The 17,161-nt window shown below is 43.1% G+C and carries 10 protein-coding genes and 1 tRNA gene; 9 read left to right on the forward strand and 2 right to left on the reverse strand.

The features are described from left to right. Complete coding sequence (locus DWW91_RS05710) at positions 1–333, forward strand: hypothetical protein (protein WP_122327207.1); 333 nt, start codon at positions 1–3, stop codon at positions 331–333. On the opposite strand, the gene DWW91_RS05715 is transcribed toward DWW91_RS05710, so the two are convergent. Next, the gene (locus DWW91_RS05715) at positions 256–1,023 is read right to left on the reverse strand and encodes an RNA methyltransferase (RefSeq protein WP_122327208.1); all 768 of its coding nucleotides are present in this window, start codon (positions 1,021–1,023) and stop codon (positions 256–258) included. The genes DWW91_RS05710 and DWW91_RS05715 overlap by 78 nt on opposite strands. Positions 1,024–1,464: 441 nt before the next feature. Here DWW91_RS05715 and DWW91_RS05720 point away from each other — a divergent pair, with 441 nt between their 5' ends. The 8 genes from DWW91_RS05720 (at position 1,465) to DWW91_RS05755 (ending at position 16,223) form a co-directional block, all read left to right on the forward strand. Beyond that, positions 1,465–2,058, forward strand: coding sequence for a DUF3575 domain-containing protein (locus DWW91_RS05720; protein WP_199722556.1), 594 nt, complete (start codon positions 1,465–1,467; stop codon positions 2,056–2,058). A gap of 13 nt (positions 2,059–2,071) precedes the next feature. Next, positions 2,072–3,502: a DUF3868 domain-containing protein gene (locus tag DWW91_RS05725; protein WP_046145130.1), complete on the forward strand. Its 1,431-nt coding sequence runs from the start codon at positions 2,072–2,074 to the stop codon at positions 3,500–3,502. A gap of 23 nt (positions 3,503–3,525) precedes the next feature. Then, entirely contained in the window at positions 3,526–5,493 is a 1,968-nt protein-coding gene (locus DWW91_RS05730; protein ID WP_046145129.1) for an Mfa1 family fimbria major subunit, read from the forward strand. A 19-nt stretch (positions 5,494–5,512) separates the two neighbouring features. Then, positions 5,513–6,535 (forward strand): FimB/Mfa2 family fimbrial subunit, encoded by a 1,023-nt coding sequence (locus DWW91_RS05735; RefSeq protein WP_122327210.1) that lies wholly within the window; start codon positions 5,513–5,515, stop codon positions 6,533–6,535. Further along, positions 6,532–7,887, forward strand: coding sequence for a hypothetical protein (locus DWW91_RS05740; protein ID WP_122327211.1), 1,356 nt, complete (start codon positions 6,532–6,534; stop codon positions 7,885–7,887). The genes DWW91_RS05735 and DWW91_RS05740 overlap by 4 nt, the downstream gene beginning before the upstream one ends. A gap of 178 nt (positions 7,888–8,065) precedes the next feature. Next, positions 8,066–13,561 carry a T9SS type A sorting domain-containing protein gene (locus DWW91_RS05745; RefSeq protein ID WP_122327212.1) on the forward strand — a complete coding sequence of 1,832 codons (5,496 nt, stop codon included), beginning with the start codon at positions 8,066–8,068 and terminating at the stop codon, positions 13,559–13,561. A 166-nt stretch (positions 13,562–13,727) separates the two neighbouring features. Continuing rightward, the gene (locus DWW91_RS05750; RefSeq protein ID WP_199722557.1) at positions 13,728–16,082 is read left to right on the forward strand and encodes a BamA/TamA family outer membrane protein; all 2,355 of its coding nucleotides are present in this window, start codon (positions 13,728–13,730) and stop codon (positions 16,080–16,082) included. Between the two features lie 67 nt (positions 16,083–16,149). Beyond that, positions 16,150–16,223: transfer RNA gene (locus DWW91_RS05755), tRNA-Arg, on the forward strand. 47 nt (positions 16,224–16,270) lie between these two features. Here the strand turns inward: DWW91_RS05755 and DWW91_RS05760 are convergent. Next, on the reverse strand, positions 16,271–17,152 hold the full coding sequence (locus tag DWW91_RS05760) for an aryl-sulfate sulfotransferase (RefSeq protein ID WP_007657533.1): 882 nt from the start codon (positions 17,150–17,152) through the stop codon (positions 16,271–16,273). Positions 17,153–17,161 lie beyond the last annotated feature (9 nt).

The raw sequence follows: 17,161 nt of genomic DNA on the forward strand, positions 1-17,161 counted from the left end.
ATGCGCAGGATTGCTTCGCATTATATATACTGGCGTAAATGGTACCGTATGCATTATCTCGAATTGGATGCGGAGGGACGTTTGACCGGTGTGTATCCTTTGGAACAGGAGATTGCGAATACAGAATTTTATGACGGTACTTTATTGCCGGTACCGTCAGACATTACTTTTCCTCCGGTTGGAGTTTCTTCTTTAGCGGAATGGCTGGCTGTTACGGATTCAGTAACCGTAGACTCTCTGGTACAAGTCTGCCATTTACCCCGCATTTCCCCGGCGACGCCTGAACTCGGCGCAGACTACAGCAGTGGCGATTGCTACGTTCAGCGACTCTGATGTTTCCCTGTCCTGAGGGTAATTAGGTATATACAACTTTTCATTGACAAGTGTTTCTATTTCGGGACGGATACCGTTTCCTTCATTTCCCATGATGATGATACCTGTTTCCGATAATTCTTTCGTGTACATGTTCTCTCCGTCAAGAAACGTTCCGTATAACGGGATTTGTTGTTCTGCCTGTTTTTTCAGGTAGCCATGCAAATCCGTATAATGTACTTTTACATGGACGAGAGCTCCCATAGTGGCTTGTACTGTTTTGGGACTGAATACGTCAGCGGTGTCCTGGCTACAAACAATATGTTCGATGCCGAACCAGTCTGCCAGCCGTATGATCGTACCGAGATTACCGGGATCTTGTATCCCGTCGAGGGCAAGGATTAACTGGGTTTTCGGGTCGGCATCTTCCAATGACCAAGCCGGACGTTTGAAGACGGCCAGTACGTCCTGCGGGTTTTTCAGGAAACTGGCTTTCCGTATATCATCGTCGTCAGCTTCCAATAATTCCTTAGCGGGAATGTCGCCTTGTGTTGCCATCCATGACGGTTTGGCTATCAGCAGGTCGCATTCGAATGCATGTAACATGTCTGCCACCAACTTATTTCCTTCGGCAACAAATGCATTTAACTCGTTACGAAACTTCTTTAATTCCAGTGAACGGATCTGTTTTACTTTAGACTTACTCAGCATCTTTACTCTTTTTACAAAGCAAAAGTACAGGAATTTATTTAATTTCAGTTACATTTCATTGAAAAGTGGATATAAGGTAAATACATTACAGTTCTTCTTTTAGGAGGATTGTGCCTATTGTCTTTGTGAACTAATGAAGGAACAAATTTCTCTATTATGATACCATATGTCTTGAAATTGATGGTATTTGGAATAATCTCTTTTTATAATTTATAATTTTAAGGCGAAGTTTTCGAAAAATTAGTATTGATGGATAAATCCAGTAACCCTCATGAGGGTTTTTTGCTGTATGCACAGCAAAAAATTATATATATTTTATTTACTTAATTTACATGTAACCCTAATGCATGTAGTTTGGATATGAATGAAATGAATAGATTGATAGCGATGTGAAGAAGATAATAAACGAATAAAACAAAATAACTAAAAACAAAAAGTATGATGAGAAAACTTGTTATCATGATCTTCCTGTTTGTGATTCCATTGTCGTTTTATGCACAGGATAGATTGAGTGGCCAGAAAGGATCAGTCGTCGGTCTGAAAACGAATATTCCGTATTGGGGAGCGATGGCGACTTTCAATGCCGGAGTTGAATTCCGTCTGGCACGTCATTGGTCATTAGATATAGAGACCGGTCTGAACCCGTTCGACGGAAAGAAAGAGGATGGTAGCTATGGTAAATCTCTTAAGCATTGGCGACTTCATCCGGAGTTGCGTTATTGGTTTTGTGAAACTTCCTACAAACATTTTATCGGTCTGCATGTCCCTTACATATTATATAATATATCGGACATCAAAATACTGGGTACCGAGAATGAACGCCATCAAGGTTGGGGGGCAGGAGTAGGAGTTAGCTACGGTTATTCATGGTTGCTTTCCAAGCATTGGAATCTGGAAGCGACGGTCGGTGTGGGATATCTCTATCTCGAATCGGAGAAATACCCCTGTACAAACTGCGGTCGTCGTCAGGAATACGTCAAGAAACATTATTTCGGTCCAACACAGGCTGCAATTAACCTGATTTATCAATTTTAATTTTCGCCGCCTTATGAAAATGAACAAACATATACTTATAGTAACGAGTCTGCTGGCGGCAACTGCTTTGCAGGCACAGGAGATTAAAGTAAAGGATAAGATTGTAGAGAAATCGGACAATGCGTTGATTATTGGTATGACGTTCGATTTTGGTAAAGTGAAGGTTCCTGCTGACCGTAGTCTGGTATGCACACCGGTGGTTGTTTCGGGGGATAGTATCCGCCCTTTGACACCGGTTATTCTCAATGGTCGCGATCGTCATATTTTGTACGACCGCACAGGGCGTACTTATTCGACACACGGGGAATATGAACTGCGTCGTAATAATGGTGAGGAACAATTCTTTGAATACACCACTCGCACACCAATGGCGCCTTGGATGAAGAAGTCGGAAGTGGCTCTCGTAACCGACCTCTGCGGTTGTGGTTGGGAAGCGTTGCAGAACGACCGTTCTCCACTCTTTCCGATCAATTTGTCAGAGCCGGTTGTTTTGAGACCGTTGCTTGCCTATCGTACGCCTGAAGCCGAGGCGGTCAAGGCGCGTTCGATCGAAGGAAAAGCGTTTCTGGATTTCCCGGTTAACAAAATAACGATTTATCCCGACTACCGAAACAATCCGCGTGAGCTGGCAGCTATCCGTGCGACGGTCGAGTCCGTGAAAGACGATCCGTATGCTACCATCACGGAGGTGTGGATCAAAGGTTTTGCTTCTCCCGAAGGCTCATACGCCAATAACACATATTTAGCGGAAAACCGTGCCAAGGCCTTGCGCGACTACGTGAAAAGTCTTTATCGTTTCGAACATGCTACATTCAGCGTAGATTTCGAACCGGAAGACTGGGAAGGATTGGAAAAGCGTCTGGAAGAAATGAATTTACCGGACAAAGCTGAGTTGCTGGCTATTATTCGTGATCAGGAACCACGCGACCTCGATAAGAAGGAACAGAAGTTGAAAGTCTTGAATGGTGGTAACTCTTATAAAATTTTGCTCAGGGATGTTTATCCGGCGTTACGCCATTCGGACTATGTGGTGAAGTATAACATCCGCAATTTCACAGCCGAAGAAGCCCGGTCGCTTATCTATACTGATCCGAAGCAGTTGAGTCTGAATGAAATGTTTATGGTGGCTCAAAGTTATGAGGCTGGAAGTGAGAAATATAACGAAGTGTTCGAAATTGCTGTCCGCATGTTCCCGGAAGATCCGGTATCGAACCTGAATGCTGCCAACACTGCTATTCAAAGAGGCCAGTTGGATCAAGCCGAACGTTACCTTCAGAAAGCAGCCGAAGGAGATGAGAAACAGTTGGCACGTGCATCTATTCTGATGCTTCGCGGCGATCTGGACGGTGCGGAAAAGATCTTGAATACGTTGCAGAATAGTCCGGTGACAGGAAAAGCAGCCCAGGCAAACCTCGAACAGATCAAAGCAAAACGTGAAGAATGAAAAACGTCAAAAAATGATTGATTATGAACATAGCCTATAAATATCTTTTATACGTCTGTATGGCAACCTGTTTTATGCAGGTTGGCTGTACTGACGAAGTTCATTTGAACCGTGATGACGGAGAGGAGGATGTGGTGGTGGAAAACTACCTTCGTCTGACTATCAGTAGTCCGGAAGCCAAACACTTAACCCGTTCAAACCCCACCGGTGGCGAGAATGGTGACGGCTATGAGCCGGGACAGGACTACGAGACGCGCATCGACGATCTGATGCTACTCTTTTATCAAGGGACAGACGGTGTGAATTCTCCTGCCTCGACCCCGATAGATAAAATTATGTATCTGGATCGTGACGCCATGGAGGGTGATAATCGCACCGAACCAGTATTAGTGGGGCTTCCGGGTGGTTGGTATGACTTGTTGGTCATTACCAACACCGGCAACATACGTTCGCAGCTTCAGGGAATGACGCTCGGCGGTGTGCGTGACTATTTGCAAAAGCGCGCCTGGACGGAGAATGGAGGAAAATATTCTCGTTTTGTGATGGCTTCGGATGGTCATTTGGACACACAAGTGTATATCTGTGGTGAGAATACGATCGATAATCCGGCTTCTGCCACAGTTGAGGTGGAACGTCATGCGGCACGCATCGATTATCAATTGGTACACAAATATTATGATGTGACGGACAAGACAGCCGGCGAGGCCCAGGTTTCCATTACCGGGGCTTTGATCGTGAACAAACTGGATGCCGGTTCCTATATGCTCAAACGAGTGATAGGTGCAGCATCGGACGGTTCGTACGGTGCGGAAAGTACGCTTAAATACCTCGGCTTGGAATTACCTGAATGGGGCGATCACCAGACCAACTACGTGCTGGATCCGTGGAGTCGCAAGAAGACGCTGGCCAATGTGGATCGTCGCGTTTTTAATCCGGAACAGCCTTCCGGTTCCGGACAACCGCTTGCTTCACTTTATGAAAACTATTTTACGAGCTACGGTACATCGGTATCCAACTGGAAGTTTGCTCCCGGTTTGGGTGAACGTGTGGGTGACTGGTACCGTGTGGGTTACACGAAAGAAAATACGGTGGCAAAGGCGGAACAATCGCCTTACATCAATACGGGAGTCGTATTTAAAGCTTCTTATGGACCTAAGAAATGCATTGTTTATGATCCGGTTTCCGGTAAAGCGATCGAACGGACGGGCTTGGATGGAACACCGTTCACGTTCTTTGCATACAAAGGCGTTATATACAACTCGGCGGAAGCTGTTATGGCCGCATTTACAGGTAACGGCACGAATGTGGTCGGCTATGATTTTGCCGGTAAGACTTGGGGCGATGTCGAGAAGTTGACGAAGGAGTTAAAGGAAAACGATCCGGTGGGTTACCGTCGTTTTCTTACTCAGAAGGCAAAAGGCAAGACGGCAACCGACCGTTTGACCGAAGCAGAAGCCTACCAGTTGTCCTGGAATAATTATATGTATGTCACCTTTGGGTACTCGTTGGGTACGAACGGTACATCCATTATTAATCTGAATGGCAAGGACACTCGCCGATTGTTGGCGCGTTACAGACTACATACGTATGCTGATGGAGTTTGCTATTATACTCACTGGATTCGTCATTCTAACAACAATGATCCATCAAAAGGGATTATGGAATATGCGATTGTGCGTAATAATGTTTACAAATTGCGTCTTAGTGACATTTATGGCCTGGGACATGATATCCCATACGAACCGCCGTTCGATCCGGAACCTGTCGATCCGACACCTCCCGGTCCGGATGACCCGGACAATCCTCCTACACCTCCCGGCCCGGACGATCCGGATAACCCACCGACGCCACCAGGGCCTGATGATCCGGATAATCCACCAACGCCACCCGGACCGGATGATCCTGATGACCCGGATACCGATCCGCTTATCCAGATCGAGGTGGTTGTGAAACCTTGGTTGATAATCGACCCTGAAACGTTTTATTTCTAACCGTTAAAATAAGAAAACGATGAAATCAATAACAACAAAATATATCTTTTTCCCGGTACTGGTACTGTTGTGCCTGGCCGGGTTGGCTTCATGCGATTATATCCATGACGAACTACCTCTTTGTCGGCATACACTCCGTTTTGTTTACCGGCATAATATCAAACATGCCGATGCATTTGCCTATGAAATGGAGAATCAGGAGGCAGCAAAAAATGTTTGTTTGTATATTTATAGTGCTGATGGCAAGTTTCTTTCATCTCGCCTGATCGAGGGGGAAGAGTTAAAAAAGAACGAAGTGGATCTGAGCGAACTTGCCCCGGGCGATTACCGCCTGTTGGCTTGGGCCGGTTTGAACGCTCAGGATTATACGTGGACGGAACCGGCCCCCGGTTCTTCTATCGATGACTTCCGTATGTCGGTACAAATGGTGGAAAATCGTGTCGACCGCGAATTGTCCGGTCTTTTTCAAGGAGAACTGGAATATACGATACCTGTCGGAGGTACTACCGATACCGAGTTCCCATTGGTAAAGAATACCAATAAGATACGTTTCATATTGATCGATGCCAACCGGGGAACGAAACTGACGTCGGATGCATTCGACTTTGCTGTTACTACCACAAACGGCGATCTTGATGCACACAATGAACCGGTTTCTCCTACACGAATCACCTGGTTGCCTTATTTGCAACAAGTAGAGGAAGTGAAAGCCTCCGGTAACGAAACGATTAAGTATGAAGCTGTTTGTACGGAATTGAATACACTTCGTCTGATCGACAACACTACCGGTACGCTTCGTATCCGTTATGCGAGTGAGAAGACGCCGTTTATCAACGTCAGTCTCACGGAGCTCCTGAAATTGACACAGATAGCATCTCATAAACTACCGGGACAGGAGTATTTGGATCGGCAAGACGAATATGTGATCACCGCATACGTCGACATTGTCGGCGGACGGGCACACTGTCTTGAAGTGATCGTTGATGACTGGATTGTTCGTTTGGAAGACTTGACACTTGGAAATGAGGAGATGACATTATGAAAGGTCGATTGAATCCATATAGGAACCTGTCAGCGGTTGTCTGCCTGCTTGCTTTTCTCGCCTTCGGTTGTGTGAGTGGCGAGAAGGGTGGCTCCGGCGACCTGGACCTTCCCGAAATAGTGGAGGTGGATTTGCAAGTGGGCATAGCGGATGTTGCGCCCTCGTTGCAAACGAAAGCTGACGAAGGTGAGGAGGTGGAAAAGAAAGACGAGAATGCTTTGCCGGGTGAACAGATTCATTCACTGGCCGTGCTGATTGTCAATAATTCTACCCAAAAGATTGAGAAGAAGTTTTTGCCCGATTTAACGAATGATGAGAAGGCTTTGAAGGGTGAACTGACAAGTTGGAGTTCCGAAGAGTTCCGGTTGCCCAAAGGAACGAAACGAATTTATGCCTTTGCCAATTGGGAGTCGCTGAAGAATGAGACGCTGAAAGCTGCTATCGAGGCAGAAGAAGGTGATGAGATGCCGATGCTACCGGAAGAGGTCTCCTGGCCTGAAGGTGGTTTTGACCCAAAGAATGGAGTTTATCTTCCGATGAGTTACGTTGAGACGTGGGAGGCCTTTTCGGTAAAGAAAAGAATCGAACTTACCCGTTTAGTGAGTCGTTTGCAGGTGAAGGTGGCTAATGCCACAAGTCATAAGTTGCAGTTGGATGACCTTACATTTGGTTCTTTTAATAATAGAACGCTTTTGTTTGGTGGGGCTATTAAGGATTGGTATGAAAAAGGTGATGTGAGTTTTTTACCTGCGAAGACAACGCTGCAACCGATGGGGAATAAGCCGGAAGAATATACCTCCGAGTGGATGTATGTTTTTGAGACAGCTCAGGCAAAAGGTTTTCGGCTTGATTTTAATACGACAAGTGAGGGGGAGATATTTCATGATGCCAAGATGCATAGTGGAATAAGATATACTAAAAACACGGAAGTCGAACGCAATCATATTTGGAGTCTGAACTTGTGGGTTTGTGGTTACACGTTGACTTTGAAGTTGAAAGGAGAAAATCCGCCGATCGGTGGTTATCCTGTGATGACGTCGGAGGTGATGGAAGGTTTGAACGGTACGCTGTATGGTGGTGGTCCGTTTACTCTTGAAATCGGAATGTTGAAATCGCCGGAAAATCAATTGACTGTACCGAATGATATCCAATGGTCAATCATAGATGTTGAAAATTCTGATTTGTTAATAGAACAGTTAGAATTAACAGGTAAGACGATAAAGGGTTGTATGGTTGGATATGCTGATAATGGAAAGAGCCTTGGATTTAAGTTGAAAGCAACAAGCAACGGTCAGACGATATCCGTTTTTCCTGTTACGCTGAAATTTGAGGAAATATTCAACAAGCAATAGTTGTAGTTATAAAACCGGTAATTTGCTGGTTATCGAACAGGCGGACGTCTGCTTATCGAGTAGCTGTCCGTCTGCTTATCGAGTAATCGTTCGCTTGCTTACCGAGTAAGCAAAGGTTTACTTGATAAGTAGATTAAAATATAAAAAACAACAGATGTAATAACAAAATTAGAATACGATGAAACGAAATAAAATAAAATATGACAGGTGGCTGCGAACGCTGGCTTTGTCATTCACCTTGCTGATGGCGGGGGGAATGACTGCATGGGGGCAGCAGCGACCTGAAATTAGTTTGCTTCCTTCAGAAAATCATGACAATGTTCATTATGAAGTAAAGACAATTTATGTCGATCCTCTAAAACCTCGTAAGTTATCTCTTCCTGAATTGAATATCAACACCAGATCTGGTAGTGATGTCTCTTATAACTGGTTTGTTCATTGGTATGTAAAAGGCAAAGGAACTATTCGACATGAGGTAATAACTGTTACCAGTGATCAGGCTCAAGCACGTGGAGGATATCTGGGTATAAAAACTGATGGTAATAACTCATATGTTACAAAGGATTTCTTTGCAAAAGTAAAAGAAACAGATGGTTTGATTTGGTCAAATAGATTAAAAGAAGATAATGTAGTGACTGGCGGATTGGGTATTGATGCTTCTACTATAACTTATGAATTACCCAGTGTTTATACTGGGAATGATATAGTCTATTGTGATGTGAGTATTTATAAAGATGGAAAAAAAATATCAAATAATAATTATCAGGAACCTACATTGTTGAAGCGATATATTTATAAAATCAAAACGGCAGAAGAATGTATTTCTCAAATTAATGGTAATCCGGATCCAGATTCAATATATTTTCCAAAAGGTTCTGAGTATATAAATTTCTCGATGCCTTATGCTCCGGATAATTATTTTTGGAAAGAGGGAAACCTCGTACATCAAGGTGCGAAATTTCAGTACAGGATAGTAGGAGAAAGTGATGTGTTTGAAGATTTTAAACTGATAACGAAAACAGCTTCTCTTACTTTGCAGCAAAATCAGAAACTAGATGTGAAAAATGTAACTGAAGATTTCACAGTGGAGGTTCGGGCTGTATGTGAAACGCCGGGGCATACGGGTGAAAGTCCTATTATCGCCCGATTTACTTTTCGTCCGATTGAAAATGCAAATTTTTTGCTAGAAAAAGATATAGATAAAACAGAACAAAGTGTAAGGTGGCCTAGAGGTAATACAAAAAAATATGAACTGATTGGATTGGTTGATTTTGACCAAAACAATACAACAAAAGGGATTCAAAAGGGAGATAATATGTCAAATGAACCATTAGGTTCATTTGGTGACTCTTATACGACTTACGGATTTTTAGCAAAAAATGGTAAGTCTTTATTGGATAAAGACGGGAAGTGTTTTACTTCAGCTCCGGGTATATATGGCTTGTTCAGAAGTGCAAATGCTTTTGGGCATTCCCAAAATGGAGACAACTGTTCGACAGAAAACGGTGTGAATAGAGTTTATAAGTGGATAACTCCTTATATCGAAAAAGCGCATAATCATACTGTTCAGATGTATCAAGAAAAGCCTTTGTATGATCGAACATATGAAATAACGAAAGGCACAAATGATGAAAAATATGGCTTTTTTTATTATATTGATGCAACGGATGAACCGGGAACATTGGTGGCTGTACCGATAGATGGCACTATTTGTGGAAATACGGAGTTGACAGTGACGGGGTGGCTTGCGGATATGACGCGTCCTTGTAATGCAGATGGGAATAGACCTTTACGTCCTAATTTGAATTTGCTTTTTAAGGCAACTAAAGATGGGGAAGAAGTTGTACTTCATCGATTTACAACAGGTGATGCATTAGATCACTATGTCTCAAGCACAGGTTCTAATAACAAAGAAACTGAGGTTAATGAATACCTGATGCAATGGCAGCAATTTCATTATAAGTTCGTTGTTTCAGAAGAAAAGATCGCTGGATGCTCTGATTTTCGTTTGGAAGTTCAGAACAACGAGCCTCATACTGATGGGGCCGACTATGCTATCGACGATATCCGTATCTTCAAAAGAAAACCGGAAGTGGGAATTGTTCAAGCTGGGGATTTGTGTGATGCGGAGTTAAAAGAGGTCCGGTTTGTGACAAGTTATAGCAATATAATAGATGTAATGGGACTGACGAAAGGTGAACCGGTATCGGGTGTGAATCAAGATGTCGTATGGAATGAAGAATCATTGCCGAAGGCGTTAGTTGAATATATAAAAGCACACTACAAAGATGATCCGAAAGGTGCTGTAGAAAATTACTTCACAAAGATTTATTATTCTATTTATGACTCTGAAAATACGAATGAGCCTCTCAAAATAGATTATAACGGTGATGGAGAACCTGAGTATTGTCGTGTCTCTTATCTTTCCACACGTAAGGAAGACATGGGATGGGTTGATTATTCATCTTTTGGTTCTGAACAAAAAGACAATACGGATAAAATCTATTCTATGTCTCTGGAAATCGGTCAATATTTTAAGAGTAAGAAGTATATAGCTAGAATTTCAACACAACCGATAGGTAATGGAGCAGGGGAGATATCGCCTGTATGTGATGCTTGTGCTTTGATTGGAGATCCGTTTGAGATATCAGTTGCGGAAGATCGCTTTAAAATATATGGTTCGGATGATACGCAAACTGAAATATCGGAAGAAGATGTAGAACAAGAAAATACGTATCGTATTGTCGGTAATTTTCAATATTTCAAAGACGATAAATGGAATATATTGGAAAATGCCAACTTCGACTGGTTTATTGGAACTCTTGAAGAAGCTAAAAAATTAACAGTAGAGGTAGAGGGAAAATCTTATTCGATATGGGGAGCCTTAAATGAGATTTCAACTAATGCAAACAATAATAGAGATCTTTTGAAAGATGCTTTACAAAAAGAATATGGTTTCTATAGTAAAAGTAATCCTACCGGTTTGTTTGTCTTAGAAGTTCCTTCATTTGATTATGAGATGGTTGGAGGATACCAATCTGTAGTTGGTCTGGCACGAGCTAAACAAAAAGATCCCACAACCGGTGAGGAAATTGAAAGTGATTTGTATTGCACGGAGCCTGTAGTGATCAAATTAGGTGGAACACCTCCGACAATTACGCCGGGTGATCCGGATGTACCAGAACTCGATCCGGAAGATCCTGATGATCCCGATAACCCTCAACCGGATAAAGATCCGGAGACCGGTTCGTATGTTCGTTCGGTTCGTGTTGGCTTGGTTCAGATTCAGGAGATGGTGAAGAATAATGGAACGTTGCGTATTCCTATTCATTTCCGGAATTCGGGAAAGGCAAATAGAATATTCTCTAAGAATAAAAATAATGCGGATATAAAAGTAGTCCTGACTGCTGATAAGGAGTTTGTAAACAATCAAGATCTTGTAATTGCGACATTGGATAAGCTTGTAGATAAAAATACTACTGCTAATTGGAAGGAGAATTATTTCGAGATTAGATTTACAGACAAGGCTATCGGTAATTTCCGTGAAGGCTTCTGGTATATGGTTGATATACCATACGCTGTAGTTTATAAGGATAATGTAGACAAAATAGCTTACGAAAATTCTTTTAAACTTACCCTCAAAATCGTACCGGAATACGTGACTTGGGTAGGTAGTGAAAAGACAAAGCACAACTGGAATAATGACGACCAGAATCATTGGAGACGTTCTACAAATGCAGAACTTTATATATTAGGTGATAAAGTAGCAGCCGAGGCTAATGGCACACATCCCGAAGCTTACACTCCGATGCGTTTCACGAAAGTGACAATTCATGGCAAAGCTACAGTAGAAGAAAAAGATGGTTCTTATTCTTATGGCGATAAGGGGGCTGCTTATGCCGCTTATCCTCATCTATACAAGCTGGAGAAGAATACCGGTGACCAGGAAAAAGATCCTGAAAACGTCTTGTTGAATATGAAGCCTGGTATAAATGTATCGGATGAAATCGGTGCCGCCACTAAAAACATCGAATATGACTTGTTGGCCGATCCGGCTTTTGAAGTGGAACTAAACCGAAAACCGGTTAATACCCTATCCGAACATTCTTTCGCCTGTGTCCGCTTCTACGGCAACGCTTGCGACGAAATCTATATTAAACCCGAATCGGAAATCCTGCATACGGAATACCTGACCTACAACAAAGCTCATGTAGACTACGAAATGGATCCGAACCGTTGGTATATGCTTGCTTCACCTTTGAAAGGGGTTGTTTCGGGAGATATGTATTTGCCGGCAGGAAAGAACAATATCGGTGAATATGCACGGCAAGAAACTCCGGCGTTTGGAGAGATTTATTATAACAATACGGATTATACTCGTTGGAATCCTGCTGTCTATATGCGCGGTTGGAATAATTCTTCTGTAACAGTTGTTTATCCTAAAGATAAACCGGTTGAATATGCAGTTTTGGGCAATTGGTCGAATCTGTATAACGATGTGAATGTCTCGTTTGCTCCAGGGCACGGTTTCTCTATTGGGACAAAAGTTTCGACTGATTTCCTGAATAGACAGGAAAAAGTGTTATTCCGTTTGCCGAAAGAAGATTCAAAGTATTATTATTATAGTAATGATGGTAATATTAAAGACTACTATATAGATATCTCTAAAAATCGGACAGGGAAGGGTCGTTTCTATTTTAGTCCGGATGAGAAAGAATCTTTGACTGTTCAAACAACAGGTATGTTCGGAAATCCATTTATGTCACATTTGGATATGTCAAAATTCATAGCAGAGAACGGATCGGGTAGTACATATTATATTTTAAATGGCAATACTACGATAACTAATATTGCAGGTGTCGAGTATAACTTATCTACGGATAGCGATTACGATCCAAACTATGTAGCTCCTCTTCAATCATTTATTAAAAATGATTTGAAAAATGCTGTATTTACTACAGCTATGATAGCAAAAGCTCCTGCTACACCAGGAAAGAAAGTCGGCTTGCGTTCTGCTACTGCTGCGGCATCAGAAAAGACATTGCCTCAATTGCATATCACTGCCAGCCGTGGTGGTGTACATAACACAGCGCTTGTGGCAGGTCTTGTTACAGCATCAGACAGCTATATAGAAGGTGAAGATGCAGCCTTGCTGATCAATGAGGAAGTCGCCGCTCCGCAAGTGTATACGCTTGCCGGTAATCAGATGACGGCTATCAACGTGACGCCGGAACTGAAAGATATTCCGGTCGGTATCTATGGTAAAGATGCTTCTCCGGTAGAGCTGAGTTTCAAGTTGTCGGGAGATATGCAGAATGTCACATTAGTAGACAAGCAGAGTGGCAAGGTCTATCCGGTGACTGACGGTTTGACCCTGACTGTCTCCGGCAATACTTCCGGACGCTATTTCCTGAATGGCTCGATCGCTACGTCGAACGAGGTGATCGCTCGCAACGAGATCGTATGTTATGCCAATGGAAACGGTCAGATTGTGGTCTCATCGGTTGATCCGCTTACCCGGATCTCCGTCTATAGCGTCTCCGGACAACGTTTGCGCTATTTGGATAATCTGAATATGCAGACGGTCTATGTCAAAGACTTGGCTCCCGGAATTTATATCGTCAAAGCCGAAAGTGTAACACAGGTATGTTCGGAAAAAATGGAGGTTAAGTAATTGTGGATACAATATAAATCTTCATAGATATTTGTAACTGAATGGCGGTCATATTATTAATGGCCGCCATTTTTTTATTCAAAAAGGCATTCCCTTTATTGTATCTTGTATCGACTAGTTGGCTTTCTGAATAATTTCAGCTACATTTGCGTGCGTAAAAGCTCGAATAATGAAGGGAATCCTCCATATACTATATTTCATATGCCTTGTTTGGATACTGGCCGCCTGTAGTACGACGAAATATGTCGGTGACGGTGAATATCTGCTGGATAAAGTAGAGATTGTCTCCGATAATAAATCATATAAAACAAATGAGCTGAAGCCATATCTCAGACAGCAACCGAACTTTAAAGTGTTCGGGTTGATGAAATGGCAGCTTTTTGTTTATGACTGGTCGGGCCGGAATGAAAAACGTTGGCTCAGCAAGCAGCTTCGCCGGATCGGGGAGCCGCCTGTCATTCTGGATACTACATTGGTGGAGCAATCGACGGATGAGTTGAGGCGGTTCTTTATCAATAAAGGATACGTGAATGCGGAGGTCTCGGCCGAGATAGATACTTCGCGGCAGAAGAAGGCGGTTGTCATTTATAAGATTAATTCGAATGAGCCTTACCGGATACATAATTATACGATGGAACTGGATGATTCGAAGATTGACAGTATTGCCCATTTGAAAGCTCCTAAGCGTTCGGCTGCCTCTTCGGCTTTTCGGGTATATCCGGAAGACTATACCTCTTTGGTGAAAGACAGTTCCCTGTTTGACAGGGATATACTGGATAAGGAGCGGCAACGCATCACGACATTGCTCCGTAGAAGAGGATATTATGCATTTAACCGTGATTACCTGGCTTATCTGGCAGATAGTTCCTACAATAGGAATATTGTGGATTTGGATATGGTTCTTAAACCTTACCGTAAATTAAAGCCGGACGGTTCTGTTGTCGATACTCTGCATCGCCAATATTACATCAAAGATGTAACGATTGTGACAGATTATGATCCGCTGAATCAGACGCAGAGTGACTTGTCGTTTGCTTCTGCCGATACGGTGAAAGCAGGAGATTTACAGATTCTCTACGGAGAGAATGGTAGAACTATCCGCCCAAATGTTTTACGTAGAAGTACTTATATAACTCCCGGCAGGTTATTTAACGAACGGGCTGTTGAACAAACTTACTCTTCGTTTGCCGCTCTCCGCGCATTGAGGAATGTAAATATACGTTTTACGGAAGTGGAAGAACGCGACACGATGATGTTGAATTGTACCATCCTGACTTCTCCGGCAAAGCTACAAGGTTTTGGTGTTGACCTGGAAGGAACGAACTCGGCTGGTGATTTCGGTTTTGCTTCCAGTGTGAGTTACCAACACAGGAATCTGTTCAGAGGCTCGGAGATTTTATCAACGAAAGTGCGTGGAGCCTATGAGGCTTTATCCAAGAGTTCGGCGGGCGGCAGTTATTGGGAAGTTGGAGCGGAAGCGTCTGTTTTGTTTCCCCGTTTTCTGTTTCCCTTTGTCAATGAAAGTTTCAAACGAAGGGTGCGTGCTTCTACGGAGTTGAAGGTCAGTTACGGTATTCAGACACGTCCGGAGTACAGACGTGCGATCCTTTCCGGCGGATGGAGTTATATCTGGCAGGAACGCTCGAATACACAAGCACGGCATGTATTTAAATTGCTGGATATCGATTATGTGCATTTGCCGAAGATCGATCATGATTTTGAAGAGAGTTTGCCAAACTCTACCCGGATATATAATTTTACGGACCAGTTTGTCGTTGGTTCCGGTTATACCTATTCATTTACGAATTATAATCCTCAGAACCGTTTGAGGAATACACATTCTTTGCGTGTATCCTTTGAGATGGCCGGAAATCTGTTGTATGCGTTTTCCAAGATAACGAATGCAAAGAAAGATAAAGACGGATTGTATAATCTGTTTGGAATTAACTACTCACAGTTTGTAAAGGGGGATGTTGATTTCAGTAAAAGTTATGTATTGGATAGCCGTAATAAGATCGCATTTCATGTGGGAGTAGGTGTCGGTTATCCTTATGGAAATGCGAAGATGCTGCCTTTTGAGCGGCGTTATTTTTCCGGTGGGGCGAACAGCGTCCGCGGATGGTCTGTCCGGTCATTGGGACCGGGAGGAATGCTGGCAGACTCTGTTACATCGTTTGCCGACCAGGTCGGGGATATCCGTTTGGACTTGAATCTGGAATACCGGACCAAGATGTTCTGGAAATTTGAACTGGCGGCTTATGTCGATGCAGGAAATGTCTGGATGATGAAGCCGGATAAGGATCATAAAGATGGAAACTTCGATTTCTCCCGTTTCTATAAAGAAATAGCCGTATCTTATGGTTTGGGATTGCGTCTGGATTTCGATTTCTTCCTGATTCGTTTCGATACAGGTATGAAAGCCTATAATCCACAGGTACGTGGAAAAGATCGGTGGGCTATTCTGAATCCCAATTTAAAGAATAATTTTGCCTGGCATTTTGCAGTAGGATATCCCTTCTGATGAAAAAAAAGACTTTCCTGTTTGCAAATATAAATATTAATGCTACCTTTGCACCGCAAATAAGGATGGTCAGGTAGCTCAGCTGGATAGAGCAACAGCCTTCTAAGCTGTGGGTCCTGGGTTCGAATCCCAGCCCGATCACATAAAAACAGGCGGTTATCAGTGATTGATGACCGCCTGTTTTGGTGTTAATGGTACGATTTCCCGTTCTCATCGAGGCTGAATACAGATGACATGGTTTGTATTCCTTCCCGGTTCTCTACTGTACAAAGAATATTTTTCTCCCTGTCTACCAGAAACAGATGGTTCCGTTGTTCTGGGTTGACATGTCCTACCCAGTTGGTAAACAACAGACGCCCGTCCAGGAAATATTGCATGCCTCCCAGAAACTTCAACGGTTTACCGGGAATATCCTTGTTGGATATTTCCCAAACGGTTTTACCTTGTTTGTCTAGCTCCACGATGCGGGGGTTTTGTGTCTTATCAGCAACAGCGACCAATGTGTGTCCATCCGGCAGCCGGATTACGGAATGAGGGCCACCGGGTATCTGTACCTGCCAGACAACTTTACCTGCCTGGTCATATTCTTTAACACATTCATCGCCGTAATGAGCGACCAGATAATGTCCGTTATCCAGTTTCCGGGCATTGCGCATAAAAGCAAATGTCCCGTCTGAAACGCCTTCCGGTAAAATGCATATATCACTGACGATATTCCCATCGGGAGATACTTCCAGCAGACGTCCGGCATTACATTCTCCGATAAACGTATTTCCGTTCTTCAACCGCTGGCAGGCAAAGATCGGACTTTCGGAAGTATAATGAAAAATGGTATCGTTCTGACGGGTGATTTCCAGTACCCCTTTGCCGGTTGAAAATAACAGGTTGCCGTTGGGTAATACCCAGATGTCATTCGATTCCGGAGCTTTATGCTGCCAGACGATCCGGTTGTTTTCCATAATGAACACTATCCCTTGCGAATAGTCTGCTCCAACAAAATTCCCGCACTGGGCCACGGTTGCCAGGCAACAGATACAAGAAAGAATGAGTGTATAAATAATGGTTCTCATGATCTTTTA

The organism is Parabacteroides sp. AF17-3, assembly GCF_003635445.1.
GTDB classification, from domain to species: Bacteria; Bacteroidota; Bacteroidia; order Bacteroidales; family Tannerellaceae; genus Parabacteroides; species Parabacteroides goldsteinii.

Excerpts from the sequence above, each read along its gene's own strand:
- DWW91_RS05710 (WP_122327207.1), top strand. The coding sequence starts at position 1 with ATGCGCAGGATTGCTTCGCATTATATATACTGGCGTAAATGGTACCGT.
- DWW91_RS05715 (WP_122327208.1), bottom strand. The coding sequence starts at position 1,023 with ATGCTGAGTAAGTCTAAAGTAAAACAGATCCGTTCACTGGAATTAAAG.
- DWW91_RS05720 (WP_199722556.1), top strand. The coding sequence starts at position 1,465 with ATGAGAAAACTTGTTATCATGATCTTCCTGTTTGTGATTCCATTGTCG.
- DWW91_RS05725 (WP_046145130.1), top strand. The coding sequence starts at position 2,072 with ATGAAAATGAACAAACATATACTTATAGTAACGAGTCTGCTGGCGGCA.
- DWW91_RS05730 (WP_046145129.1), top strand. The coding sequence starts at position 3,526 with ATGAACATAGCCTATAAATATCTTTTATACGTCTGTATGGCAACCTGT.
- DWW91_RS05735 (WP_122327210.1), top strand. The coding sequence starts at position 5,513 with ATGAAATCAATAACAACAAAATATATCTTTTTCCCGGTACTGGTACTG.
- DWW91_RS05740 (WP_122327211.1), top strand. The coding sequence starts at position 6,532 with ATGAAAGGTCGATTGAATCCATATAGGAACCTGTCAGCGGTTGTCTGC.
- DWW91_RS05745 (WP_122327212.1), top strand. The coding sequence starts at position 8,066 with ATGAAACGAAATAAAATAAAATATGACAGGTGGCTGCGAACGCTGGCT.
- DWW91_RS05760 (WP_007657533.1), bottom strand. The coding sequence starts at position 17,152 with ATGAGAACCATTATTTATACACTCATTCTTTCTTGTATCTGTTGCCTG.